24 protein-coding genes and 1 pseudogene are annotated in these 24,894 nt (G+C 69.7%); 14 read left to right on the top strand and 11 right to left on the bottom strand.

What is annotated here, in order from left to right; all coding sequences use genetic code 11:
- Positions 1 to 22 precede the first annotated feature (22 nt).
- Positions 23 to 1,687: a fumarate hydratase gene (locus ACFYSH_RS03720; RefSeq protein ID WP_359470705.1), complete on the bottom strand. Its 1,665-nt coding sequence runs from the start codon at positions 1,685 to 1,687 to the stop codon at positions 23 to 25.
- Between the two features lie 190 nt (positions 1,688 to 1,877).
- Between ACFYSH_RS03720 and ACFYSH_RS03725 the strand changes: the two genes are divergently transcribed.
- On the top strand, positions 1,878 to 2,546 hold the full coding sequence (locus ACFYSH_RS03725; RefSeq protein WP_359470702.1) for a DUF1707 domain-containing protein: 669 nt from the start codon (positions 1,878 to 1,880) through the stop codon (positions 2,544 to 2,546).
- Positions 2,547 to 2,712: 166 nt separating this feature from the next.
- Entirely contained in the window at positions 2,713 to 3,084 is a 372-nt protein-coding gene (locus tag ACFYSH_RS03730; protein ID WP_359470700.1) for a WhiB family transcriptional regulator, read from the top strand.
- A gap of 72 nt (positions 3,085 to 3,156) precedes the next feature.
- Here ACFYSH_RS03730 and glpX read toward each other — a convergent pair whose 3' ends face one another.
- The gene (gene glpX / locus ACFYSH_RS03735) at positions 3,157 to 4,188 is read right to left on the bottom strand and encodes a class II fructose-bisphosphatase (RefSeq protein ID WP_359470697.1); all 1,032 of its coding nucleotides are present in this window, start codon (positions 4,186 to 4,188) and stop codon (positions 3,157 to 3,159) included.
- 161 nt (positions 4,189 to 4,349) lie between these two features.
- On the opposite strand from glpX, the gene ACFYSH_RS03740 reads away from it, so the two are divergent.
- Entirely contained in the window at positions 4,350 to 4,931 is a 582-nt protein-coding gene (locus ACFYSH_RS03740) for a DUF4245 domain-containing protein (RefSeq protein WP_359470694.1), read from the top strand.
- An 81-nt stretch (positions 4,932 to 5,012) separates the two neighbouring features.
- On the opposite strand, the gene ACFYSH_RS03745 is transcribed toward ACFYSH_RS03740, so the two are convergent.
- The 4 genes from ACFYSH_RS03745 to ACFYSH_RS03760 all read right to left on the bottom strand — a co-directional run bounded on the left by ACFYSH_RS03745 (position 5,013) and on the right by ACFYSH_RS03760 (position 8,012).
- Positions 5,013 to 5,603, bottom strand: coding sequence for a malonic semialdehyde reductase (locus tag ACFYSH_RS03745; RefSeq protein ID WP_359470691.1), 591 nt, complete (start codon positions 5,601 to 5,603; stop codon positions 5,013 to 5,015).
- A gap of 136 nt (positions 5,604 to 5,739) precedes the next feature.
- Positions 5,740 to 5,991: an exodeoxyribonuclease VII small subunit gene (locus ACFYSH_RS03750; RefSeq protein ID WP_359470688.1), complete on the bottom strand. Its 252-nt coding sequence runs from the start codon at positions 5,989 to 5,991 to the stop codon at positions 5,740 to 5,742.
- Between the two features lie 40 nt (positions 5,992 to 6,031).
- The gene (xseA, locus tag ACFYSH_RS03755; RefSeq protein ID WP_359470685.1) at positions 6,032 to 7,243 is read right to left on the bottom strand and encodes an exodeoxyribonuclease VII large subunit; all 1,212 of its coding nucleotides are present in this window, start codon (positions 7,241 to 7,243) and stop codon (positions 6,032 to 6,034) included.
- A 163-nt stretch (positions 7,244 to 7,406) separates the two neighbouring features.
- Positions 7,407 to 8,012 (bottom strand): XRE family transcriptional regulator, encoded by a 606-nt coding sequence (locus ACFYSH_RS03760; RefSeq protein WP_359470683.1) that lies wholly within the window; start codon positions 8,010 to 8,012, stop codon positions 7,407 to 7,409.
- 87 nt (positions 8,013 to 8,099) lie between these two features.
- On the opposite strand from ACFYSH_RS03760, the gene ACFYSH_RS03765 reads away from it, so the two are divergent.
- The 3 genes from ACFYSH_RS03765 to ACFYSH_RS03775 all read left to right on the top strand — a co-directional run bounded on the left by ACFYSH_RS03765 (position 8,100) and on the right by ACFYSH_RS03775 (position 10,494).
- Positions 8,100 to 8,726: a class I SAM-dependent methyltransferase gene (locus ACFYSH_RS03765; protein ID WP_359470680.1), complete on the top strand. Its 627-nt coding sequence runs from the start codon at positions 8,100 to 8,102 to the stop codon at positions 8,724 to 8,726.
- Positions 8,727 to 8,781: 55 nt separating this feature from the next.
- Positions 8,782 to 9,273 (top strand): DinB family protein, encoded by a 492-nt coding sequence (locus ACFYSH_RS03770; protein WP_359470771.1) that lies wholly within the window; start codon positions 8,782 to 8,784, stop codon positions 9,271 to 9,273.
- Between the two features lie 84 nt (positions 9,274 to 9,357).
- Positions 9,358 to 10,494 carry an alpha/beta fold hydrolase gene (locus ACFYSH_RS03775; RefSeq protein WP_388750769.1) on the top strand — a complete coding sequence of 379 codons (1,137 nt, stop codon included), beginning with the start codon at positions 9,358 to 9,360 and terminating at the stop codon, positions 10,492 to 10,494.
- 107 nt (positions 10,495 to 10,601) lie between these two features.
- Here the strand turns inward: ACFYSH_RS03775 and ACFYSH_RS03780 are convergent, their stop codons facing one another.
- On the bottom strand, positions 10,602 to 11,942 hold the full coding sequence (locus ACFYSH_RS03780; protein WP_359470674.1) for an APC family permease: 1,341 nt from the start codon (positions 11,940 to 11,942) through the stop codon (positions 10,602 to 10,604).
- A gap of 76 nt (positions 11,943 to 12,018) precedes the next feature.
- Here ACFYSH_RS03780 and ACFYSH_RS03785 point away from each other — a divergent pair, with 76 nt between their 5' ends.
- On the top strand, positions 12,019 to 13,008 hold the full coding sequence (locus tag ACFYSH_RS03785) for a 4-hydroxy-3-methylbut-2-enyl diphosphate reductase (RefSeq protein WP_359470671.1): 990 nt from the start codon (positions 12,019 to 12,021) through the stop codon (positions 13,006 to 13,008).
- Between the two features lie 67 nt (positions 13,009 to 13,075).
- Entirely contained in the window at positions 13,076 to 13,813 is a 738-nt protein-coding gene (gene ppgK / locus ACFYSH_RS03790; protein ID WP_359470669.1) for a polyphosphate--glucose phosphotransferase, read from the top strand.
- A 3-nt stretch (positions 13,814 to 13,816) separates the two neighbouring features.
- On the opposite strand, the gene ACFYSH_RS03795 is transcribed toward ppgK, so the two are convergent.
- Complete coding sequence (locus ACFYSH_RS03795) at positions 13,817 to 14,476, bottom strand: DUF6542 domain-containing protein (RefSeq protein ID WP_359470666.1); 660 nt, start codon at positions 14,474 to 14,476, stop codon at positions 13,817 to 13,819.
- Positions 14,477 to 14,764: 288 nt separating this feature from the next.
- Between ACFYSH_RS03795 and ychF the strand changes: the two genes are divergently transcribed.
- On the top strand, positions 14,765 to 15,853 hold the full coding sequence (gene ychF, locus ACFYSH_RS03800; protein ID WP_359470664.1) for a redox-regulated ATPase YchF: 1,089 nt from the start codon (positions 14,765 to 14,767) through the stop codon (positions 15,851 to 15,853).
- A gap of 84 nt (positions 15,854 to 15,937) precedes the next feature.
- Here the strand turns inward: ychF and ACFYSH_RS03805 are convergent, their stop codons facing one another.
- Positions 15,938 to 16,201 (bottom strand): type II toxin-antitoxin system RelE/ParE family toxin, encoded by a 264-nt coding sequence (locus tag ACFYSH_RS03805; RefSeq protein WP_359470661.1) that lies wholly within the window; start codon positions 16,199 to 16,201, stop codon positions 15,938 to 15,940.
- Positions 16,194 to 16,463 carry a type II toxin-antitoxin system Phd/YefM family antitoxin gene (locus ACFYSH_RS03810; protein ID WP_279560027.1) on the bottom strand — a complete coding sequence of 90 codons (270 nt, stop codon included), beginning with the start codon at positions 16,461 to 16,463 and terminating at the stop codon, positions 16,194 to 16,196. The genes ACFYSH_RS03805 and ACFYSH_RS03810 overlap by 8 nt, the downstream gene beginning before the upstream one ends.
- A gap of 292 nt (positions 16,464 to 16,755) precedes the next feature.
- Between ACFYSH_RS03810 and ACFYSH_RS03815 the strand changes: the two are divergent.
- Together ACFYSH_RS03815 and ACFYSH_RS03820 are read left to right on the top strand one after the other, a co-directional pair.
- Positions 16,756 to 17,178: pseudogene (locus ACFYSH_RS03815) on the top strand (C-terminal helicase domain-containing protein); the annotation flags it as partial.
- Positions 17,179 to 17,679: 501 nt separating this feature from the next.
- Entirely contained in the window at positions 17,680 to 18,921 is a 1,242-nt protein-coding gene (locus ACFYSH_RS03820; RefSeq protein ID WP_359470659.1) for a histidine kinase, read from the top strand.
- A gap of 32 nt (positions 18,922 to 18,953) precedes the next feature.
- On the opposite strand, the gene ACFYSH_RS03825 is transcribed toward ACFYSH_RS03820, so the two are convergent.
- Positions 18,954 to 21,455, bottom strand: coding sequence for an ABC transporter permease (locus ACFYSH_RS03825; protein ID WP_359470656.1), 2,502 nt, complete (start codon positions 21,453 to 21,455; stop codon positions 18,954 to 18,956).
- Between the two features lie 311 nt (positions 21,456 to 21,766).
- Between ACFYSH_RS03825 and lanKC the strand changes: the two genes are divergently transcribed.
- The 3 genes from lanKC (at position 21,767) to ACFYSH_RS03840 (ending at position 24,729) form a co-directional block, all read left to right on the top strand.
- Positions 21,767 to 24,340, top strand: coding sequence for a class III lanthionine synthetase LanKC (lanKC, locus tag ACFYSH_RS03830; protein ID WP_359470654.1), 2,574 nt, complete (start codon positions 21,767 to 21,769; stop codon positions 24,338 to 24,340).
- 90 nt (positions 24,341 to 24,430) lie between these two features.
- Positions 24,431 to 24,544, top strand: a complete 114-nt coding sequence (locus ACFYSH_RS03835; protein ID WP_359470652.1) for a SapB/AmfS family lanthipeptide — start codon at positions 24,431 to 24,433, stop codon at positions 24,542 to 24,544.
- A 71-nt stretch (positions 24,545 to 24,615) separates the two neighbouring features.
- The gene (locus ACFYSH_RS03840; RefSeq protein WP_359470649.1) at positions 24,616 to 24,729 is read left to right on the top strand and encodes a SapB/AmfS family lanthipeptide; all 114 of its coding nucleotides are present in this window, start codon (positions 24,616 to 24,618) and stop codon (positions 24,727 to 24,729) included.
- The last annotated feature ends 165 nt before the right edge of the window (positions 24,730 to 24,894 follow it).

Genomic DNA, 24,894 nt, shown 5'->3' on the forward strand with positions numbered 1-24,894 from the left:
CGCCCCTTCGGCGGGTGTGCGGTCAGCCGAGGCCGGGGCCGCGCACCGGGATGCTGGTGAAGGTCGGTGCCGGGGCGGGCTCGGTGAAGAAGTCGTTGCCCTTGTCGTCGACCACGACGAACGCGGGGAAGTCCTCGACCTCGATGCGCCACACCGCCTCCATGCCGAGCTCCTCGTACTCGACGACCTCGACCTTCTTGATGCAGTCCTGGGCGAGGCGCGCGGCGGGGCCGCCGATCGAGCCGAGGTAGAAGCCGCCGTGCGCGTCGCACGCGTCCGTGACCTGCTTGGACCGGTTGCCCTTGGCGAGCATCACCTTGGAGCCGCCCGCCGCCTGGAACTGCGCGACGTAGCTGTCCATGCGGCCGGCCGTCGTCGGGCCGAAGGAGCCGGAGGCGTAACCCTCGGGGGTCTTCGCAGGGCCGGCGTAGTACACCGGGTGGTCCTTGAGGTACTGCGGCATCTCCTCGCCCGCGTCGAGCCGCTCCTTGATCTTGGCGTGCGCGATGTCGCGCGCCACGACCAGCGGGCCGGTCAGCGAGAGCCGGGTCTTGACCGGGTACTTGGTCAGCTCGGCGAGGATGTCGTCCATCGGCTGGTTCAGGTCGATCTTCACCACGTCGGACTCGTCCAGGTGCTCGTCCGTGGTGTCCGGCAGGAAACGCGCCGGGTCCTTCTCCAGCTGCTCGAGGAAGACGCCCTCGGCAGTGATCTTCGCGGTCGCCTGGCGGTCGGCCGAGCAGGACACGGCGATCGCGACGGGCAGCGAGGCGCCGTGCCGGGGGAGGCGGACGACCCGGACGTCGTGGCAGAAGTACTTGCCGCCGAACTGGGCGCCGATGCCGATCTTCTGCGTGAGCTCGAAGACCTTCTCCTCCAGGTCCTTGTCCCGGAAGCCGTGGCCGGTCGGGGACCCCTCGGCGGGCAGCTCGTCCAGGTAGTGCGCGGAGGCGTACTTCGCGGTCTTCAGCGCGAATTCGGCCGACGTACCGCCGACGACGATCGCCAGGTGGTAGGGCGGGCAGGCCGCCGTACCCAGCGAACGGATCTTCTCCTCCAGGAACTTCATCATGGAGCCCTCGTTGAGGACCGCCTTGGTCTCCTGGAAGAGGAAGGACTTGTTGGCCGAGCCGCCGCCCTTCGCCATGAAGAGGAACTTGTACGCGCCGCCGTCGGTCGCGTACAGCTCGATCTGGGCCGGAAGGTTGGAGCCCGTGTTCTTCTCGTCCCACATGGTCAGCGGGGCCATCTGCGAGTAACGCAGGTTGAGCTCGGTGTACGCGTCGAAGATGCCGTGCGACAGGGCCTCCTCGTCACCGCCCTCGGTGAGTACGTTCTGGCCGCGCTTGCCCATGACGATCGCCGTACCGGTGTCCTGGCACATCGGCAGGACACCCGCGGCGGCGATGTTCGCGTTCTTCAGGAGGTCCAGTGCGACGAACTTGTCGTTGGACGAGGCGTCGGGGTCGTCCACGATGCGCCGCAGCTGCGCGAGGTGGGCGGGCCGCAGGTAGTGCGAGATGTCGTGCATGGCCTCGGCCGCGAGGGTGCGCAGCGCCTCCGGAGCCACCTTGAGGAACGTACGGCCGTCGGCCTCGAAGGTCGAGACACCCTCGGCGGTCACCAGCCGGTACGGCGTGGTGTCCTCTCCCAGCGGGAGCAGATCGGAGTACGCAAATTCTGGCATTACGGCCATTCCTCACTCGGTGACGGCGGCTGGCCACCCTTGGACAGCGCACCCACCAGGGTAGGACCCCGCAGGGCGGCCGGGTCTGTGAGGTAAGGCTCACCCGTACGGGTTGCGGCGGGGGCCGGGATTCGCGGTCGGGCCGGTGAGGCACTGTTCGCGATCTATCGCGTTTCGGTACGCTGGCCCGGTGGACCTCGAGAAGCAGCCTCAGCAGCCCGTCGCTCCGGCCGGTCCCGCGCCTGCCGGAATCCGAGCCTCCGATGCGGACCGCGACCGGATCGCGGACATTCTGCGCGAAGCCGTGGCCGAAGGCCGGCTGACCGCCGAGGAGCACGCCGAGCGCGTCGACCTGGTCTACCGGGCCAAGACCGTCGGCGAACTCGAACCGCTGGTCCGGGACCTCCCGGTCACGGGCGGCGCCCCGCAGGCCGCCTCGCCCCACGGGTACGGCCCCGAAGGGCCGGTCGGGCCGGCCGAGAACCTGGTCGCGGTCTTCAGCGGCTCGACCCGCAGGGGCCGTTGGCGCGTCGGCGGCCGGACGAACGCCTTCGCGCTGTTCGGCAGTGTCGAGATCGACCTGACCGAGGCGCTGTTCGGTCAGCGTCTGACGGTCATCAATGCGACGTCCATCTTCGGCAGTGTCGAGATCAAGGTTCCCGAGAACATTTCACTGCGGGGCAGCGGGACGGGTGTTTTCGGCAATTTCGAGGTCGTCACGCTGGAATCAGCCGACCCGGAAGCACCGGTGGTCGTCGTGAACGGCTATTCCGTGTTCGGAAGCGTCGAGGCGAAGCCCAAGCGTGGCAAGCTCATCGCCAATCTGCACCGTCAGTTGCGCAAACACCTCGGCCACTGAGGCCGGGTGGCGGATTCACCGCGTCATTCAGGCCATTCGGTGGCACGGTGCGACGGTCGGGTGCCGGAAGGCGGTGCCACTCAGTGCATAGGCGTGCGTACAGCGGGTAGGGAGAGCTGCATCGCCTCTCGCTCACGAAGCCCGAAGCCGTCGTCAGGAGTGGACCGTGCTGCACATGCCGCATCAGCCCCTGCAGGTCGCCGCCGTACCGTCCCAGCGCGCACCTGCGCGGGAGGATCAGGCGGGGCCCTGGCACTCGGAGGCGGTGTGCCGCCGGGACGAAGCCGGGCTGTTCTTCGCCCCGTCGAAGGAGCCGACTGCTGCCCGACTGTCCCGTGAAGAGGCCGCGAAGCAGGTCTGCGCCAGGTGCCCGGTGATGGTGGAGTGCCAGGAGCACGCGCTCGTACAGCCCGAGCCCTACGGGGTGTGGGGCGGCCTCACCGCCGCCGAACGCCGTGTGGTGCTCGCCCGGCGCCGCAGGCGCGACATGGAGCTCAAGGCGGCGTCCTCGGCGGGGCGCATAGCCGCGGCGGGCTGAGCCCCGCGCGCACACGGATGTAGGGGCCGCCCGCACCGGGCGGCCCCACAGGCCTGATGCCCTGCGCCGGGCCTACTTGGCGCGGTCGAAGTCGATCGCGCTGTAGGCGCGCAGCTTCGAGAGCCGGTGCGTCGAGTCGATCCTCCGGATGGTGCCCGACTTGGACCGCATCACCAGGGACTCCGTGCTCGCCGTCTCTCCGCGGTACCGCACACCGCGCAGCAGTTCGCCGTCGGTGATCCCGGTGGCGACGAAGAACACGTTGTCCCCGCTGACGAGGTCGTCCGTCGACAGGACCCGGTCCAGGTCGTGACCCGCGTCCAGCGCGCGCTGCCGCTCCGCCTCGTCCTTGGGCCAGAGCTTGCCCTGGATGACACCGCCGAGGCACTTTATGGCGCAGGCGGAGATGATGCCCTCCGGGGTGCCGCCGATGCCCATGAGCAGGTCGACGCCGGTGCCCTCACGGGCCGCCATGATCGACCCGGCGACGTCGCCGTCGGAGATGAACTTGATCCGGGCGCCGGTCTCCCGGATCTCCCTGACGACGCTCTCGTGCCGCGGCCGGTCCAGGATGACGACGGTGACGTCCTCGGGCGCCGAGCTCTTGGCCTTCGCGACGCGCCGGATGTTCACGGACACGGGCGCGTTGATGTCGACGAAGTCGGCGGCCTCGGGGCCGGTGACCAGCTTGTCCATGTAGAAGACGGCGGACGGGTCGAACATCGCGCCGCGGTCGGCGGCGGCCAGTACGGCGATCGCGTTGGGCATGCCCTTGGCGTTGAGCGTGGTGCCGTCGATCGGGTCGACGGCGATGTCGACCTCGGCCCCGGTGCCGTCGCCGACGCGCTCACCGTTGAACAGCATGGGGGCTTCGTCCTTCTCGCCCTCACCGATGACGACGATGCCGTTCATCGACACCGTGGAGACGAGCGTGCGCATGGCTTTCACGGCGGCGCCGTCGGCGCCGATCTTGTCGCCGCGGCCGACCCAGCGCCCGGCGGCCATGGCTGCGGCCTCGGTGACCCGCACCAGTTCCAGGGCGAGGTTGCGGTCGGGGGCCTCCGGGGAGACCTCGAGCTGGGACGGCAGATGATGCTCGGACATCGGAGCGCACCTTTCTGTACGACGACGACCGGAAAAGAGGGTGCTGCGACTCTATCGCCAGGTCGATAAAATGAGCAGACCGGGTCACGTATGAGCGGGCGTGCCGGTCGGTCCGTCGCCCGCTCGCCGGTCGCGCGGGGGCCCATGCCACCATTGAGTCCGTGGCAAGCAAGCGAGGCAAGCAGACCGTCCGGGACATGATCCTGTCGATGCTCGTGATCACCGCAGTGGCGGGCGTCGTCTACATCTTCATCCCGCACGACGACAAGGCCGACCCGATCAAGGCGGTCGACTACCGGGTCGAGCTCGCGACGGCCCGTCGCGCCGCGCCCTACCCGGTGGCGGCCCCGGCGGGGCTGTCGAAGGAGTGGAAGCCGACCTCCGTCTCGTACGCGGGGCAGGACGGCGCCGGCTGGCACCTGGGCTTCCTCGACCCGGACGGCAAGTACGTCGCGGTGGAGCAGTCCACGACCCCCGCGAAGAAGTACGTCCCTCAGGTGAGTCAGCAGGCCGAGGACACCGGGCGCACCTATGAGGTGGCGGGCCGGGCGTGGCAGCGCTGGGAGGGCCCGAAGTACGACGCCCTCGTGCTGCATGACGAGGGCGTGACGACGGTGGTCACCGGCTCGGCCCCGACGGAGCGGCTGGCGGAGATGGCCGCCGCGCTGAAGACGGCCCCCGCCGCCACGGCTTCCCCCTCTTCCGCGGCTGCCCCCGCCTCCGTGGCCACCCCTGCTTCCTGATCCGGGCGGCCGCCGTCAGGACCGCGAAGAGCCCCGCGACGCCGAGCGTCGCGGGGCTCTTCCACTGTTTCCGGGAAGGAATCAGACGGTGGTGACGACCTCGTCGTAGGAGAGGCGGGGCAGGCGCGGGAACCAGGCGTCCTCGCCCGGCTTGCCGATGTTGACGGCCATGAGCAGCTTGTGGTCGCCGTCCAGGAACTCCTTCTCGATGCCCGCGGCGTCGTAGCCGGTCATCGGGCCGGCGGCCAGGCCGGCGGCGCGGACGCCGATGATGAAGTAGGCGGCCTGCAGGGTGGCGTTCAGCGCGGCGGACTGCTCGCGGACCGGGCGCTCGGAGAAGAACGCGTCCTTGGCCTGCGGGAAGTGCGGCAGGAGTGCCGGGAGTTCGTCGTGGAACTCGTGGTCCGCGACCAGGAGCGCGACCAGCGGCGCGGTGGAGGTCTTCGGCCGGTTGCCCTCGGCCATGTGCTTCACGAGACGCTCGCGGCCCTCCGGCGTGCGCACCAGGACGACGCGCAGCGGCGACTGGTTGAAGGCCGTGGGGCCGTACTTGACCAGGTCGTAGATCGCCTGGACCTGCTCGTCGGTCACCGGCTCGTCGGTGAACGTGTTGGCAGTGCGGGCCTCGCGGAAGAGGAGGTCCTGGGCGGCGGGGTCAAGAACGAGGGACATCTGGAGCGTTACCTTCCGGACGGTACGGAGCAAGTGATGACATCACCGTAACCGACGGATAGATTAAGTTTCAACTAAATCGAGCTCGAGGTGATCCACCGCACACGCGTATGTGGAAACGGCCCGTCCGTACCCCTCAGTCCGTGCGGCCGGTCTCCGCGGGCTCCTCGGGGCGCGCCAGCGCCGCGTCCAGCCGGGCCCGCGCGCCCTCCAGCCAGTGCCGGCACACCTTCGCCAGCTCCTCGCCGCGCTCCCAGAGGGCCAGCGACTCCTCCAGCGTCGTGCCGCCCGCCTCCAGGCGGCGTACGACCTCGATCAGCTCGTCCCGCGCCTGCTCGTACCCGAGCGTGCCCGTCGCGGCAGCCGTCGTCGTTCCGTCGTCCGTCATGCCGACCACCCTATGCGCGGGGTCCGACAGATCGGGGCCCTCACTCCGACACCCGCACCGTGAACTCGCCCTCCGACACCCGTGCCCGCAGCTCCTCGCCCGGCGCACCGGCCTCCGCGGGGGAGCGCACCACCTGGCCGTCGGGCCGTTGCAGCACCGCGTATCCCCGCTCCAGCGTCGCCGCGGGCGACAGCGCGACCACCCGGGCCCGGGTGTGCGCGAGCTCCGAGTCGGCACGGTCCAGCAGATGCCCGAACACCCTGCGGCTCCGCCCGGTCAGCGCGTCGATCTCCGCCTCCCGCTCGTCCACCATCCGCTGCGGCCGCTCCATGGAGGACCTGCCCAGCGCGTGCGCCAGCCCCCGCTCCTCCCGGTCGATCAGCCCCCGCACGGTCCGCAGCGCCCGGTCCCTGAGCTGCTGGACCCGGTCCAGCTCCTCACCCACGTCCGGCACGACCTTCTTCGCCGCGTCCGTCGGCGTCGACGCCCGCACATCGGCCACCAGGTCGAGCAGGGGGGAGTCCGGTTCGTGTCCGATGGCGGAGACCACCGGCGTACGGCACGCGGCCACCGCGCGGATCAGCGCCTCGTCGGAGAACGGCAGCAGGTCCTCCACGCTGCCGCCGCCCCGCGCGACGACGATCACGTCGACCTCCGGCAGCCCGTCCAGCTCCTGGACGGCCCGCACCACCTGGTTCACGGCGTGCACACCCTGCACCGCGGTGTTGCGCACCTCGAAGCGCACCGCGGGCCAGCGTCGCCGCGCGTTCTCCAGGACATCGCGCTCCGCCGCCGACGCCCGCCCGGAGACCAGGCCGATCAGCTGCGGCAGGAAAGGCAGCGGCTTCTTACGGTCCAGCGCGAAGAGCCCCTCGGCGGCCAGCGACTTCTTCAGCTGCTCCAGCCGCACCAACAGCTCGCCGATGCCCACCGGCCGTATCTCCGTGGCCCGCAGGGACAGCTGCCCGCGCGGGGCGTACCACTCCGGCTTGGCGAGGACGACGACGCGGGCGCCCTCCGTCACCACATCGGCGATCCGGTCGAAGACCTGCCGGAAGCAGGTCACGCTCACCGAGATGTCATGGGACGGGTCGCGCAGCGTCAGGAACACCACCCCGGCACCGGGCCGGCGCGACAGCTGGGTGATCTGCCCCTCGACCCAGACCGCGCCGAGCCGGTCGATCCAGCCGCCGATCAGCCGCGACACGTCGCCGACGGGCAGCGGGGCTTCCGGGGACGTAGTGAGAGCCATACGGGCGAGCGTAACGGCCGGTACCGACAACGCCGGTCTTCCGCGCGGCCCTCGGTTCGCCGCTCCCGCCCGGGGGCGGGCGTCCGGCCCGTACGGCGCGTGCGGGCGGACCGCCCGCGGCAGGGCTCGCTGGGGACGCGTACGGACGTTCAGCCCGCTCAGCTCACCGCTCGGCCTCGTCGCGGGACGACGGGTGGGCGTCTGGGCGCGTGTGCGCACGCAACCCCTGCAGGTCGAACAGGATGAGAAGCTCGACCGCGCCCCCATCGGCGCTGCCCAGCCAGTGCGGCAAGGACGTGTCGAATTCGGCCGCCTCGCCGGGCGACAGCGTCAGGTCCCGCTCGCCGTGCAGCAGCCGGAGGTGACCGCTGAGCACGTACAGCCACTCGGAGCCTTCGTGGGTACGCGGGGTCGGTTCGAGCGGTTCCGGCCGAGCCGGAATGATCATCTTGAACGACTGGGTACCGCCCGGCCGCCGGGACAGCGGGACGAAGATCATCCCGAACCTGTGGATCGGCTTCAGGTGGATGCGGGGGTCCCCTGTGCGCGGGGCGCCGACGAGGTCGTCCAACGGAACGTCGTAGGTACGGGCCAGCGGCAGCAGCAACTCCAGGCTCGCCCGGCGTTGCCCACTCTCCAGCCGGGACAGGGTGCTCTCCGACACCCCGGTCGTGGCCGCGAGTCCGGCGAGGGTGATGCCTCGGTCGCGGCGCAGTGCACGCAGCCTCGGCCCCACCGCGTCCAGCACTGCTTCCGTTCCCTTGTCCACGGGAGCATCTTGCCATAACGGCAAGATCCCGTGCCAGGCAGTGGTGAGCCTGGCAAGACTGAGTGCTTCCTGACAGAAGGAGGCTCGATGAGCACCACCGATGCGGTTGCGTTCTGGGACGGCGTCTACGCCGCCCGGCCGACAGCCACGGACCCCCGGCCGAACGTACGTCTCACCGAGACGATCGCCGGTCTGCCGCCCGGCGACGCGCTGGACCTCGGTTGCGGCGACGGCGGCGACGCGCTGTGGCTCGGCCGGCAGGGGTGGCGCGTCACCGCCGTCGACATCTCGGCCGTGGCGGTCGGGAGACTCGAGGGCCTTGCACGCTCACACGGCCTGGGCGACCGGGTCACCGCCGAGCGGCACGACGTGCACGAGTCCTTCCCGCACGGCGGGTTCGACCTGATCTGCGCCCACTACCTGCACACTCCGCACGAACTGGACAGGGCCGCCGTCCTGCGCGCGGCAGGCCACGCCCTGCACCCGGGCGGGCGGCTGCTGGTCGTCGACCACGGATCGACCGCCCCGTGGTCGTGGAACCAGGATCCCGGTGTCCGGTACCCGGCCCCGCGGGACGTCGCCGCGGACATCGGTCTGGACCCGGCGACATGGACGGTCGAGCGGGCCGACGCGCCCCGCCGGATCGCGACGGGACCAGGTGGGCGCACCGCCGAGGTCACCGACCACGTGCTGCTCGTCCGCCGCACCGCCTGAGCCGGTGCCGGAACCGCGCCCCACGCAGGAGCACACACCCGCGCAGGAGACCGGCCTGCCCCCCACCTCACGCCGCCGCGACACCCCGCCACCCCGGACCGGAAGCAGCGAGACCGACGTTCTGCGCGGCTTCCTCGACCACCTCCGGAACTCGATTGCCGCGAAGGTCGCGGACGCCCCGGAGCCGCAGGTCCGGACAGCCGGAGTGGCCTCAGGCACCAACCTGCTCGGCCTGCTCAACCATCTCACCTTCGTCGAGCGGGCCACGTTCCTCGGAGACCGGGTCACCGACTGGCAGTCGACCTTCCACGCAGCCCCGGCCGACAGCGTGGCCGAAACAGTCGCCCGCTACCGCGCAGCGACCGAGCAGGCGGACGCAGTCCTCGACGAGTGCACCGACCTCGGCGCACCGGTCCCCCGCCGCAGGCCGGGCAGCTCCGCTCCCAGCATCCGCTGGGCGCTCACCCACATGATCGAGGAGACCGGCCGCCACGCCGGCCACGCGGACATCCTCCGCGAACTGATCGACGGCTCCACCGGACGCTGAACTCCACCACTTCTTCCAGGACAGGAACACATGCTTCCCCCGCGCCGGCGCTCCTCGCGCCGCTCACTCCGACTCGCGAGAACGATGGCGACCGCCGCACTCACCTTCCTGCTGACGATCGGCGCCGTCGCCTGCACCACGCAAGCCGACGACGCCCCCGCCCACACCGTCGCCACCCGGGACGACCCGGAGTTCACGGGCACGTTCCAGCACGAGTTCGCCACGGTCGACGACGTCCGGATGCACTACGTGACCGGTGGCAGCGGCCCGCCGGTGGTGCTGCTGCACGGCTGGCCGCAGACCTGGTACGGCTGGTGGCCGATCATGCCGGAGCTCGCCGAGCACCACACCGTCTACGCCGTGGACCTCCCCGGACTGGGAGACAGCACCGGCGCCCCGACCGGTTACGACAAAGCCACCCTGGCCCGGTACGTCCACACCCTCATCGCCGAGCAGCTAGTGCCGCATCAGCCAGGGTTCGCCCCGTCGCGACGCCCGGCACGCACTCTCGCCGCACCGGCCGAAAGCCCGAGTACATCCAGTACGAGGGCTTCCGGCCGGCACACCGATAGCACGCACCTGACGCCGCTCCTTGACGGGCAAACCCTGACTGACGCGGCACCAGGGGTGCGAGACGCCCGCGTCATCGGGCACGACCTCGGAGCCGCGGTGGCGTTCCAGTACGCAGCCCGATTCCCCGCCGACACCGCACGCCTGGGCTACCTCGACCTGCCGCTGCCCGGGCCCGCGATGGATGCGCCCACCTACCGCTCACTGAGCTGGCACATCGCCTTCCATTCCCAACGTCGGGTCCCCGAGGCGATCGTCGGCGACGACGTCCGTGAGTACCTGACACTGTTCTATCCTCAGGTCTCCTTCGGTGGAACGGCATTCGGCGGAACCTCCGAACGATCGCCGTTCACCGACGCCGAGATCGATGAGTACGCACGCACCTACCACCGGCCCCGTGTCCTGTCGGGCGGCTTCGAGCTCTACCGCGCCCTCGACAAGGACGTGCGCGATACCGAGGCGGCGAAACCGGTGCGTGTCCCGACCCTGCTCATGACCGCTCAGGGACAGCTCGACCCGGTCCGGGCCACCGTGGCCCCGCGTATGACCAACATCGTGCGAGCGGTGGACGTGCCGAAAGCGGGGCACTGGCTCGTCGAGGAGAACCCCGAGTTCGTCACTGAGGAGTTGCTGCGATTCCTCGACCCGTGACCCGGAAGGCCGTGCCGCGTTCCTCCTCCCTCACCGCGAACGCGCTGAGGGAGGTCCGCCGCCCCAAGGGCTTGCAGGGAATCAAGGTGTTGCTTTCCTGCAAGCCCTCAGGCCCGCCGCCCCCACTGCACCGCGAGCACCACCAGCCCGATCCCCAGCCAGCACAGCCCCACCAGCTGCGCGCTCGTCGTCGCCTCCAGGATCACCGCGACCAGGATGGCCGCGCCCACCACCGGCATCAGCACATGACGCCACCAGCTCGGCGGCCCCTCCATCCGGCGTACGGCGAACCAGCCCACCACCGACGCGTGCAGCAGCACGAACGCCGTGAGCGCGCCGACGTTCACCACGGACACCAGATGGTCCAGCCCGTCGTCACGCCGGGCCGCCCACACGGCCGCCACCAGCGTCACCACCGCGGCGCCCGCGAGCGCCACGCGCGGCACCCCGGATTTGCCGTCGACCTGGGACAGGAACGAGGGGAGCCGCCGCTCCCGGGCCATCGCGAACACCAGCCGTCCGGCCGCCGCCTGCCCCGCCAGCGCCGCGAAGGCAGCACCGATCGCCTTGCTGACGGCCACCAGGTCGTGCAGCCAGGCCCCGACCGAGGCATCCACCGCGTCGTAGAACGCGGACCCCTGCTTCGCCGGATCCGCGGCCAGCTCCGCCGAGCTCACCGGCTCCAGCAGCGCCGCCAGATACGACTGGACCACGAAGAGCGCACCGGCGAGCACCAGGCAGAACAGCACGGCCCGCGCCACCTTCGCCGAGCCGCCCGTCACCTCCTCGGCGAAGGACGCGATCGCGTCGAAGCCCAGATACGACAGCACCGCGACGGACACCGCTCCGACGACCGCGGTCATCGAGAACCCCGAGTCGCCGGTGAGCGGTGTCAGCCAGCCGCGCTGCGCCCCGTCCCTGGCCAGCACCACCACCGCCGACACCACGAACACCAGCAGCACCACGATCTCCATGGCGAGCACCGCGAAGCCCACCCGGGCCGCCGCCCTCACGCCCCAGAGGTTGAGCGCGGTCGTCACGACCACGGCGATCGCCGTCCACACCCACCGGGACACCTCGGGAACCAGCGCGTTCATCGCGATCCCGGAGAAGAGATAGGCGACCGCCGGGATGAGCAGGTAGTCGAGCATCGCCATCCAGCCGGCGATGAACCCGGGCCCCTCCCCGAGCCCTTTGCGGGCGTACGCGAAGACCGATCCGGCGAGCGGGGCGACATGCACCATCTGCGCGTAACTGAACGCCGTGAAGGCCATCATCACGGTCGCCACCAGGTACACCAGCGCCACGGCCCCGTCGGACCTCGCGTCCAGGGTGCCGAACACGCCGACCGGGGCCATGGGTGCGATGAACAACAGCCCGTAGACCACCAGGTCCCGGAAGCCGAGTGTGCGCCGCAGCCTTCCCTCTTTCGTGCTGCTGCCCGCCATGTACCCTCCGTCGCTGGTTGGTGCGTCTCAGTCTCCCGACCCCACCGATCCGGCGCCTGTTCGGTACGGCCTTACGATGGGACGCATGACTGCTACCCCTGCCCGCCGTGTCCTGCTCGCCGCACCCCGTGGCTACTGCGCGGGTGTGGACCGCGCCGTGATCGCCGTCGAGAAGGCCCTTGAGCAGTACGGGGCCCCGGTCTACGTCCGTCACGAGATCGTGCACAACAAGTACGTCGTGCAGACGCTCGAGAAGAAGGGCGCGATCTTCGTCGACGTGACCGCGGAGGTGCCCGAGGGCTCCATCGTGATGTTCTCCGCGCACGGCGTCGCCCCGACCGTCCACGCCGAGGCCGCCGAGCGCAAGCTCGCCACGATCGACGCGACCTGCCCGCTGGTCACCAAGGTCCACAAGGAAGCCGTCCGCTACGCCAAGGAGGACTACGACATCCTCCTGATCGGCCACGAGGGCCACGAGGAAGTCATCGGCACGAGCGGTGAGGCGCCCGACCACATCACGCTGGTCGACGGCCCCGAGGACGTCGCGAACGTCGAGGTCCGCGACGAGTCGAAGGTCGTCTGGCTCTCCCAGACGACGCTCTCCGTCGACGAGACGATGGAGACCGTCGGCGCGCTCAAGCAGAAGTTCCCGAACCTCCTCTCCCCGCCGAGCGACGACATCTGCTACGCCACGCAGAACCGCCAGGTGGCGGTGAAGAAGCTGGCCGAGGACGCCGAACTGGTCATCGTCGTCGGCTCGAAGAACTCCTCCAACTCGATCCGCATGGTCGAGGTCGCCCTGGACGCCGGCGCGCCCGCGGCCCACCTGGTGGACTTCGCCGACGAGATCGACGAGGCGTGGCTGGAAGGCGTCACCACGGTCGGTCTCACCTCGGGTGCCTCGGTGCCCGACGTCCTGGTCGACGGAGTGCTGGAGTGGCTGGGCGCACGGGGCTACGCGGACGTGGAGACGGTGAAGACCGCGGAGGAGTCGATCACCTTCTCGCTGCCCAAGGAGCTCCGGCGCGACCTGCGCGCCGAGGCCGCCGCACTCGTCGCCGAATGACCCGGGCGCGCGGGTCACCCGCCCCTCCGGGGAGTGATCCGCGCCACCTGCCCGTACCGTTGTGCCCATGGAGATCTTCGGTGTGGACATCGGCGGTTCAGGGATCAAGGGTGCGCCCGTGGACCTGGACCGCGGAGAGCTGGCGCGGGAGCGCCACAAGGTACTGACACCTCACCCGGCCACGCCTGAGAGCGTGGCCGACGGTGTGGCCGAGGTCGTCGGACATTTCGACTGGCAGGGGCCGGTCGGCATCACGTTCCCCGGAGTCGTCACCGACGGCATCACCAGGACCGCGGCCAATGTGGACAAGGCCTGGATCGACAAGGACGCCCGGGCGCTCCTCAGCAACCGTATCGGGCAGCCCGTCACGATCCTCAACGACGCCGACGCGGCCGGAGTGGCCGAGATGACCTTCGGCGCGGGCCGCGGCCGCAAGGGCACGGTGATCATGCTGACGCTCGGTACGGGCATCGGCAGCGCGGTCTTCACGGACGGGCACCTGGTCCCGAACACCGAGCTCGGTCACCTGGAGCTGCACGGGCACGACGCGGAGAAGCGCGCCTCCACGAAGGCCAAGGAGGACGAGGACCTGAGCTGGCAGCACTGGGCGCACCGGGTGCAGAAGTACCTGGTCCACGTGGAGATGCTGTTCTCGCCCGAGCTCTTCATCATCGGCGGGGGTGTCAGCCGGAAGGCGGAGAAGTTCCTGCCGCTGATCGAACACGTACGGGCCGAGATGGTCCCGGCGGAGCTGCAGAACAACGCGGGCATCGTCGGCGCTGCCATGGCGGCCACCGGAACGTAGTTCCTACACGCGGGGGCGGCGGGCAGCCCTGCCGGTCCGTCCGGACCGTCCGGACCGTTCGGCCTTGAGGGCCCTTCCGGTCCTGAGCAGGTGCCGCTGCCGCTCCCGCATCTGCCGGATCTTACGTACGGTGGCGATGAGCCCCGCGACGAGCGTGCCCCCGTACAGCCAGCCGGCCTGGACGGCCAGCGCGGTCACGACGGCCATCGCCTGCCCGCCGAAGCCGCCGGTGCCCCCGGCGACGGGAATCACGCCGACCGCGAAGGCGATGGGCACGATGATCGGCGCGGTCACCAGGTCGGCGGGCCGCACCCACAGCGCGGTCAGGGCGCTGACGGGCAGGAACAGCAGCCCGTAGACGAGCTCCGAACCGCCGAGGAGCACCCGGTCCGCACAGGCCAGCAGGAACATGGCCAGGGTCGCGAAGAGCCCGGCCCCGATGCCCGTCAGCCGGGGGTTGGGGAATCTGCGCAGCGCCAGGACCACCGGCGGGGCGCCTCCCGGCCGGGAGGCCGGCCTCGTTCCCGGGCCGGCCGCCGGGGCGACCGCCACCGTCACCGGATAGGCGCCCGCAGCCGTGACCTCGCCGAGGCCGCCGGGCGGGGCGGGCTGAGCCTGCGATGGCTGCCTGCGCTGCGGGGTACGTGTCCTGTGCTGCTCCACCCCGACAACCTAGGTCGCCGTGTGCACTCTTTCGGGCGTTGGACACGCGCTTTGGACGACCTTGGTGTTGCGTTCGATCCCACACGGCTGAAACATGACCGTTCGGCCCCGCGCGGGCACGCCTTCCGGGACCCGCGCCGGTTCTCGCCCGGCACCGTTCCCGCGCCCGTTCCCGCGCCCGTTCCCGCACCCGTGACGGGCCGCCCGGCCCCGCCCGTAAACTGGAGAACCGGTCCACTCCCGGCCCACCCGCACAGCCCCTCTCCTCCACTTCAGGAAGTCGCCAACGTGTCGCTCACGATCGGAATCGTCGGCCTGCCGAATGTCGGCAAGTCGACCCTGTTCAACGCCCTGACCAAGAACGACGTGCTGGCGGCCAACTACCCGTTCGCCACCATCGAGCCGAACGTCGGCGTCGTGGGCGTCCCCGACCCCCGCCTGAACAAGCTCGCCGAGATCTTCAACTCGCAGAAGCTGCTTCCCGCCACCGTCGACTTCGTCGACATCGCGGGCATCGTGCGGGGCGCGAGCGAGGGCGAGGGCCTGGGCAACAAGTTCCTCGCGAACATCCGCGAGTCCGATGCGATCTGCCAGGTCATCCGGGCCTTCAAGGACGAGAACGTCGTCCACGTCGACGGCAAGGTCTCGCCGAAGGACGACATCGAGACGATCAACACCGAGCTGATCCTGGCCGACCTCCAGTCCGTCGAGAAGGCCGTCCCGCGCCTGACGAAGGAGGCCCGCCTCCAGAAGGACAAGGTCGCGGTCCTCGCCGCCGTCGAGGAGGCCCAGAAGATTCTCGAGGCGGGCGACACGCTCTTCTCCCAGGGCATCACGGCCGGCACCGAGAAGGGCCACCTCCTCCACGAGCTGCACCTGCTCACGACGAAGCCCTTCCTGTACGTCTTCAACGTCGACGAGGACGAGCTGGTCGACGAGGACTTCAAGAACGAGCAGCGCGCCCTGGTCGCCCCGGCGGAGGCCATCTTCCTCAACGCCAAGATCGAGTCCGAGCTGATCGAACTCGACGACGAGGAGGCCCTCGAGCTCCTCCAGTCCATGGGCCAGGAAGAGCCCGGCCTGGCCACCCTGGGCCGCGTCGGCTTCGACACCCTCGGCCTCCAGACCTACCTCACGGCAGGCCCGAAGGAAGCCCGCGCCTGGACGATCAAGAAGGGCGCCACGGCCCCGGAGGCGGCCGGTGTGATCCACACCGACTTCCAGAAGGGCTTCATCAAGGCGGAGATCATCTCCTTCGACGACCTGGTCGAGACCGGCTCGGTCGCCGAGGCCCGTGCCAAGGGCAAGGCGCGCATGGAGGGCAAGGACTACGTGATGCAGGACGGCGACGTGGTGGAGTTCCGCTTCAACGTGTGATCGCGTATGCAGAAGGGCCTGACCTGCAAGGATGCGGGTCAGGCCCTTCTGCTGTCCGCAACAGTCCGCAGAACCGGGAGCGGGCTACGTGTCGTAGACCGTGGAGCGGTGTCCGACGTGTACGACCCACACCACCAGCTCCCCGTTGTCGATCGTGTAGACGACACGGTAGTCGCCGACCCGTAGGCGGCGGCGCTCAGGCTGGGATACGAGGGCGGTGGTGTTGAAGCCGAAGGGGTCGCTTTCAAGCTCTGTCAGTGTGGCCAGGATGCGAAGCGCCATGTCGCGCGGGATCTTGCGCAGCTCGGCCTGGGCCTCGGGCCGGAACACCGTGCGATAGTCACTCACTGCGTGCCAGCGTCTCCCTCATCACGTCCTCGATCGGGACGCCGGCGGCCGGGCTCGCCATGCGCTCGTCGATGATGCGGTTGATCTCGCGCTCTTCCCACTCCTGGTACTTGCGCAGCACCTCGATCGAGACCACTGCGGCGACCTGCTTGCCACGACGGGTGATGACCGTGGGCACGTCGTCGCGGTCGGCCCGCTCGACGACTTCGGCCAGGTGGGAGCGTACGTCGCGGATGGACTCTATGGGTAGCGGCTGAGTCATGCTTCAAAGGTACCGAGTGTGCCATGTGTACACAACTCTGCGGGTCCCGGTCGGTGCTCGAGGGCAGCGGTGACGGTATGCGGGGACATGGCTGGAGGGGGCGGCGGCTGATGCTCGGGGAGGTCGAGAGGGGTGGGCTCTCGTCGGTCCGGCAGGTACTTGATGCCGGGTCCTGTCGGTTGCGACAGATTCCTGGCGTGGGCAGCGACCGCCGACCAGGTCATCGCGGCGGCGCGTCAGGTATCCGATGGCGTTAGGGAGACCATCGCCGTCCACATCGACGTGGTGCCGCCCGCCCGCGCGCCGTCAGCGGCTGGTGGACGAGTTCGCCGCCGTGCCGGGTCATGCGGTGCTGGTGGCGCAGATCGAGGCGGCGGGGGTAGGGCTCAGCATGCAGGCTGCGTCCGTCGTGATCATCTGTGAGCCTCAGATCAAACCGACCATCGAACACCAGGCGGTGGCGCTGACTCATCGCATGGGACAAGTGCGTTCGGTCCGGGTCCACCATCCGCTCGTCCACCCATGGGTGGACGAGCGGATGGTGGGGACTGAAGAATAAGACCCGCCTGTTCGACGCGTACGCACGTCGCAGCGCGGTCGCCGGGTCGACGCCGGACGCGGTCGGCGTTTCGGGCACGGCGATGCCCGCCAGATCGTCGAGGAGGAGCAAGCACGGCTGGGAGCGGTCCGCAAGGAGTCCGCAGGGCACCCGTAAGCGACCGTCGGGAGCCAACGCATGCCAACCGGGAAATCCCAGGTCAGGGCCCTGGATAGGGCTCCGCCGCAGGTCAGGATCAGCTCGCAGGCATTCCGCTTCAACGTTTGAGTCTTTCGAACGGGACCTCTCCGGCTTGCAGGTCGGAGGGGTTTTGTCGTTCGGTTGTGGTGGCGTTCTGACGAAATGTACAGGGAGGCTTCCGAGGCCGTCGGGCCCGGCGCTTCGATCTCGTTTGTGCAGGTCGAACGGGCTGGCAGTGGTAGTTGCATCCGGGCGATTTTTTACCGTGCTGGATCGATGCTGGATGACCTGATGGGATGCCAGGCGCCTCAGGGGGGCGGTCGGGTGCTTGCCGCAGAGGGCCGTGGGGTGCGGGGCTGGTGGCTCTTGTCGCCACAGGGTGCGAACGGATGGCTTGGCCGGGGACGCGCTGTGCGCAGGAGGCTGCGGCGTATCCTCGCACGTGGGGCCGAGGGGGATTTCGTAAGGGGGATGTGCATGGATGGCAACGGGGACAGCCCGAAGGTCGCGCGGGTCATGGTGGCCGTGATCTCGGGTGGGTTCTTCGTCGCGTCCGTGGTGGCGACCTCCGCCAACCGTGACGGATTTCGTCATCTGGCGGTGGCCACGACGATTTTGGTGGCGACTCTCGGGCTGCACCTCCTGCACTCCGGCCCGGCATCGGTACGTCGGCGCAGACCGTGGTGGCCGTGGTCGCTCGTCGCGCACGGGCTGCTCACCTTCGTGCCCTACCTCTTCTTTCAGGACACCTGGGTGGGCATCCCGGGCTCCTTCGCCGCCGCGGTGTTGCTGACGATCCCCGTTCCGCAGGCCTGGGTCGCGTTCACCGCACTGATCGTGCTTCAGGCCCCGCTCGTCATCGCGCTCGGGGATTCGGCGGTCCAGGGGGTCAACTCGGCTGTCTCCCATGTGGTGGGCGGTCTTGCCCTGTTCGGGGTGGTGCGCCTCGCTGATCTGGCCGAGGAACTGCAAGCGGCCCGTGCCGAACTGGCGCTGCGGGCGGTCGAGCGCGAGCGGCTGCGCTTCGCCCGTGATCTGCACGACCTGTGCGGCTACTCGCTCACGGCGGTCGCGTTGCAGTGTGAGCAGATTCGGTGGCTCGTGCGCAGCGATCCCCGGAGGGCCGAGGAGGAATTGGGGCACACCCAGACCCTTGCGCGGCAGGCGTTGTCGGAGGTGAGGGTCGTGTCCGCCGGATACCGAAAGCTCTCGCTGGAGAGAGAGGCGCGGACGGCGGCAGCTCTCCTCGAATCCCTCGGTGTCACTGTCGAGGTCGACCTCGCAGACGGAGAACTGCCTGGGCCGGCCGACGAGACTCTGGCCATCGTGGTCAGGGAGGGGGTGACCAACGCCCTGCGCCACAGCAAGGCGCGGCACTGCGTCATCCGCCTGACCTCGGACGTCCCCGGCGTGCGCCTGGAGGTGTTCAACGACGGGGTGTCCTCGGGGCCGGTAGTGGGCGATCAGCTCGGTCGCCGCAGTGCGACGGACCCAGGGGGAAGCGGAATCCGTAACCTCCGTGAGCGAGTGGTGGAACACGAAGGCACGCTGCTCGCCGAGGCGGACGGGAGCGGAGGATTCCGGCTTGTGGTGACGTTGCCCTGTGGGCTCCACCGAGGGTTGTCGGAGGAGTCCTCTGCCGCCTCGGTCCACACCGTGCGTAAAGTTCCCGACTCCAGGGTGACCGTAATGCCGGACGGTGATCGGGCCACCGGATGAGGGGGGGCAGGCGGTGTCCTGCCTCAGCCGGTTCAAGCGATCGCCCTTGCCAGCCCGCCGGGGGTCGCCGCTGCGCGTCGCATGGCCGCTCGGCCGGCCAGTGTGGCGGTTGAAACGGTCACCACGAGTGCTCCGGTGCCGAGTAGCGTCAGTGGCCCACCGGCCAGCACCGGTACCGCGGAGCCGGTGGTGGCGATACTCAGTGGCACCAGTACTGCCCCGGACACCATGGCGGCGAGAAGCAAAGCCACGGCGCACGTGAGCCCGGCTTCCCAGGCCACCATCCGCAACACCTGTGACTGCTGTGCTCCCGCCAGCCGCAGCAGGGCGAACTCCCGCCGCCGGCCGGCCGTGGACAAGGCCAGGGTGTTGACGACGGCGATGGCCGTGAAGGCATTGATCATGACGAGGAGCAGCATGACGAAGAGGTCGGCTGCCGCGCCTGAGCTCCGGTCCTCGCCGGCGCCCTCTCCTGGCCCGCCGTTCACCAGTGTTCCCGGGAAAACCGCGGTGAGCGCGTTCAACTGCTGCTCGATGGAGGCAGGGTCGGCTCCCGGCGCGGTACGGACGAGGACGGATTCGTCCAGGCCGGTGGGCGCGTGCTCGGCAACGCGTGAGTGCGAGAACAGTGCGGCGGCGAATCCCTCGTCCCGTGCGTAGACGGCCGCGACGCGGAAGGTGTCCCGGGTGCCGTCCTCCCAGTCGACTCGGATATGGTCTCCTGCCCGCACACCCAGACTCCGGGCAGCGTTCTCGCCGAGTGCGACGGACGAGTCGTCGAGACGGGTGGTCGAGCCTTCACGTACGTCCAGGTCGACCAGTTCGGGTACGTCGTCGGTCCGCATCGCGACCAGACTTCCGCCGGTGAAGGCTCCGGTGTCGTCCTTGTCGTCCTCGCGGCTCAGCTCTCCGTCCAGGGAGAGCTGCCCGGAGGAGGCCATGACTCCGGGGAGCCTGGCCGCCCGCTCCGCGAATCCTCGGGGGATGCCCTGCTCGGTCGAGGTCACGATGTGGTCGGCCAACAGCCTTCGGTTCTCCGCCTGTTCCGCGCCGGCCGACGTGATCAGCGGTGCGCAGAGCAGGGTTCCGGTGAGGGAGACGGCGAGTACGAGCGGTGTCACCACGGCCGCCAGGCGTGTGCTCTGGCCCTGGAGGTTACGGACCGCCATGACCCCGTTCCTGGGAAGGAACAACTTCAGGGGAGCCAGCAGCAGGACGCCGGCGATCCGGCAGATCAGCGGCGCGAGCAGCGCGACCCCGACCATCAGGACGAGCACCATGCCCTCGGCCGTCCCGTCGCCACCGTCCATCCGGCCCGTGGCCACCAGCCCGAGAACCGTTCCCGCCCCGGCGAGCACGCACACCCCACTCAGCGCGCGCCGCCACCCGGTCCTCGGTGTCGGGGCCGCCGATTCGCGCAGCACCTCCACCGGCCGCACCCGCGACGCGCGCCGAGCCGCGGCGAACGAGGCGACCTGGGCCGTGACCGCGCTCAGGAGGACGGTCAGCCAGGGTGCGACGGGCCCTACGGACAGGGCGAACGACGGCGGCAGTACCTCACCGCTCACCAGCACCCGGTGCAGCAGCACTGCCACGCCGGTACCGGCCGGCACACCGACCAGCGCCGCCGCCACGGTGAGCAGCAGGGCCTCGACCGCGATCATTCGGCGCACCTGCCCCCGCGTCGCCGCGACCGCCCGCAGCAGACCGATCTCGGTCATCCGCCCGGCGACGGCCAGCGTCAGCGTCCCCGAGACGACGAACCCGGCCACGAACAGGGCGAGAGCCCCGAACGTACCGACGAGCGAGGAAAGCACTGAGGCCGGAGAGGGGACGTCCCAGAACTCCGCGTCCGCCCGCCCCGGCCCCGAAGCGACCTCGACGTACGCGCCGTCGTCCCCGTACAGGCCCGAGACGGTCTGCTCCACCTGCTTCCGGAGCGTCTCGACGTCCGCCGAGTCCTTCGCCAGCACACCGACGGCCCGCACCGGGTGGGCGGAGGAAGCCAGCCGCGCGGCCTCCTCCGAAGTGTGGAACACCGCGTACTGGCGTGACCATTGACCCGCGGGGGCCGCGACGCCGGCCACTTCGTATGTGCGCAGTCCGTCCGGTGCGGACAGCCGTACGGAATCGCCTGGCCCTGCCCCCAGTCGCTCGGCAAGGGAGCTGTCGAGTACGACCTTCCCGCCGTCGTCCGGCGCGCGGCCCTCGAGGAGCTCGAACGCTCCCAGCACAGCGCTGTCCCACGCGTGCCCCAGCGTCGGACCGTCCCAGGGTGCTGCGACCGTAGCGCCCGTATCGTCCACCACCGCCGCGGGGAAGGACAGTTCGGGAACCACCCGCTGCACCGAGGGCAGTGCGCCCAGTTCGTCGAGCAGTTCCTCGGAGCGCGGGACAAAGGGCTGCCCGCCGACGACCACGTCCGTACCCGCGTACCGCTCGGTGGGGGACGAGGTGCGGGTGCTCGATTCCAGCAGCACCGCGCATGCCGTCGTCAGTGTCAGAGCGAGAACGAGGGCGACGAAGCTGGCCACCCAACTTGCCCTGCGGCCCGACAGGGTCCGCCATGCGAGTCGCAACACGAGTGCCTTCCAATGCGGACGAGGAATCCCTGAACGGGTCGGCGAAAGCGTATCGAAGGCTGCATCCTCCGTGCTCTTCTCCTCGGCCTGAAAAGGGTTTTGGCTGATTCGGCTACCCCGAACCGTGTGTTCTTCACGGTTCAAGACGGGTGTTGTGTACTGGTGTACCGCTGCGGCCCCGTGAAATGTTTCAGGTGTTCTAGGGTTTCGAACTCCAGAAAGCTGACGGGGCGGGGTGCTGAGTGCGGTACGACGCGTATTGCATGGCTGATCGGACGTTCTTCGACTCCCCGTGGGGAGCGCAGGGTGAGGAATACGCGTTCGCCGCCGTGGACCAGGAGCTGCCCGCAGGGTGGCGGAAGGTTCGCCAGGACGACTGGCTGGTGTGCACACCGCAGGATTCACGCCGGCCCTCCCAGGGTTGGAAGGTGCACGCCTCCGGAACCCTGGACAACGCCGAGAAGATTCTCGACGCCGTTCTGGAATTCTGTGTACCCAAGGGTATTCCGTTCAAATTCCTGCGCGGCCGGCACATCTTGCAACTGCGGAACATGAAATACGCACCCCGGGGTTCCAGCGGAAAGCTGGTCACCATCTATCCGGCGGGCGAAGTTGAATTGCGAGAGGTCCTCGAAGGAATCGACGCCGTCATCGGCGGTGAACCCGGTGCGTACATTCTCAGCGATCTGCGCTGGAACCAGGGGCCGCTGTACGTGCGTTACGGAGGGTTCGTCGAACGCCACGTCGTCGCCGACAAGGGCGTACTGGAACCGGCCATCGAGCGACCCGACGGAACCCTCGTGCCGGACCGCCGCAGACCCGGCTTCCACGTCCCCGACTGGGTGACGCTCCCGGAGTTCCTCGAACCGCACGCCGAGGCACGGCGCGAGCATTCCATGGCCGACCTTCCCTACAAGGTCCTTCGCCCGCTGCACTTCTCCAACGGAGGCGGCGTCTACGTCGCCGAGGACACCCGTACCGGAAACGAGGTGATTCTCAAGGAGGCCAGGCCGCATGCGGGGCTCACGGCCGATGGCCGTGACGCCGTGGCCCGGTTGCAGTGGGAGCGGTCCGTCCTCGAACGGCTCGCCGGCCTCCACGCGGTCCCCGCCGTGATCGACTACTTCACCGTGGGCGACCACCATTTCCTGGCCCAGGAGCTCATGCCCGGACGGCCGTTGAGCAAGTTCTTCGGCATGAAGTATCCGGAGACCGGACCGCGTGCCGACCAGGCCGAGATCGCCGAGTACACGGAGTGGGCCATGGGGATCTGCCGCGAGGTGGAGCGTGGCGTCGCCTCGCTGCACGCTCGCGGGATCGTCTTCGGTGACCTGCACCCGTACAACATCATGGTCGGGGACGACGGCCGGATCGGGCTGATCGACTTCGAGGTGGCAGCGCCGGCAGAGGACAAGACGGCACGGGTTCTGGGACATCCCGCGTACGCGGCACCCGGCGACCGTACGGGGTTCGCGGCCGACGCCTATGCACTGGCCTGTATCAAGCTCTCCGTGTTCCTGCCGTTGACCGCTCTCCTGAGGCTGGACCTGCGCAAGGCGGTCGAACTGGCCGACGGGATCGCCGAACGCTTCCCGGTGCCGCGGGAGTTCCTCGACTCGGCGGTCCGGGAGATCCTCGGCCCGGAGGGGGAAGGCGCCGACCGTGCCCCTGCCGCCGCAGCCCAGGTCCGGAGCGGCAACACGCCACGGCCCCGGGCCGACCGGGAGAGCTGGCCCTCGGTACGCGGCTCGCTGGCCGAGGCGATACTGGCATCGGCCACACCGGAACGTGACGACCGGCTGTTCCCCGGGGACATCGAGCAGTTCACCACCGGCGCGCTCAACCTCGCCCACGGTGCGGCAGGTGTCCTGTACGCCTTGGAGGCGACCGGCGCTGGCCGCTACCCCGAACACGAGAAATGGCTGGTGGAGCGGGCGCTCCGTCAGGAGCAGCGGGCCAGGATCGGCTTCTACGACGGACTGCACGGGGTCGCGCACGCCCTGGACCACCTGGGGCATCACGACGACGCCCGGCGGGTCCTCGACCGGTGCATGTCCGAGCAGTGGCAGCGGCTGGGAACGGACCTGTACAGCGGTCTTGCCGGGGTCGGCCTCAACCTGCTCCACTTCGCCACGAAGGCGGACGACAGCGTGCTCCGGGTGGCGGCGCTCGACGTGGCCGGTGCCGTGGCGGAGCGGCTCGGCACCGAGACCGACGTCTCCGAGGTGAGTGGTGGCCGGCACCCGAAGGCCGGTCTTCTGTACGGCTCGTCCGGACCTGCCTTGCTCTTCATCCGCTGTTACGAGGCGACGGGCGACGAGATCTTCCTGGACCTCGCGGGGACGGCCCTCCGGCAGGACCTGCGCCGCTGCACCGTCCGCGACGACGGCTCCCTGCATGTCAACGAGGGCTGGCGGACGTTGCCCTACCTCTCCGAAGGCAGTGCCGGTGTGGCGATGGTCCTGGACCTGTACCGCGCACATCGCGACGACGAGGGGCTGCGGGAGGCGGCTTCGGGAGCGCTGATCTCATCGAGCTCCCAGTTCTACGTACAGTCCGGTCTCTTCAACGGCCGGGCGGGCATCCTCAGCCACCTGAGCGCCACGTCCCCCGAGCACAGGCCGTCCGACGACCCGCTCGTCGCCGCACAGATCGATGCGCTGTCCTGGCACGCGATGGAGTACCAGGGGCATCTCGCCTTCCCCGGTGAACAACTGCTGAGGCTCTCGATGGACCTCGCGACCGGATCCGCCGGCGTCCTGCTCGCCCTCGGCTCCGCACTGCACCAGGACCCGGTCCACCTGCCGTTCCTCGGCCCTGCCGACCCGACCACATAGCACGCGATCCCCACAGATTTGCCCGCCGATCACGGAGGGCGCCCGCACCGCGGGCACGCGCATCCGCGCCCGAAGGAGGTGAATGTCCCCATGGCACTGCTCGACCTTCAGGAGATGGAGCTGCCCGCCGACTCCCCCGAGGAGACCGCGCTCAACAGCGGCAAGAGCCAGCACTGCTCCGACGCCAGCTGGGTCTTCTGCTGACCCGCGCCCCGAGCCGGTGATCCGGCCCGACGTCTGACCGGTACTGACACGAATCGATGAGAGGAAACAGCATGTCCCTGCTCGACCTTCAGGAGATGGAACTCCCCGCCGACTCCCCCGAGGAGACCGCGCTCGGCAGTGGCAAGAGCCAGCACTGCTCCGACGCCAGCTGGGTGTTCTGCTGAGCCCAGCCATCCGAAGCCTGGGCGACGCCGCAGGCCGAAGGTGTCTGACGTGAGTGTCACGTCATGAGTGGGCCCGGTCGGCGGGTGAGGCAAACACCCGCCGGCCGGGCCACACGCCGTCCAGTCCGTCCGCCGCGTCCTGCGCAGGGAGAACAGACCATTGAC

This window comes from Streptomyces sp. NPDC005791 (assembly GCF_042871485.1).
GTDB lineage: Bacteria > Actinomycetota > Actinomycetes > Streptomycetales > Streptomycetaceae > Streptomyces.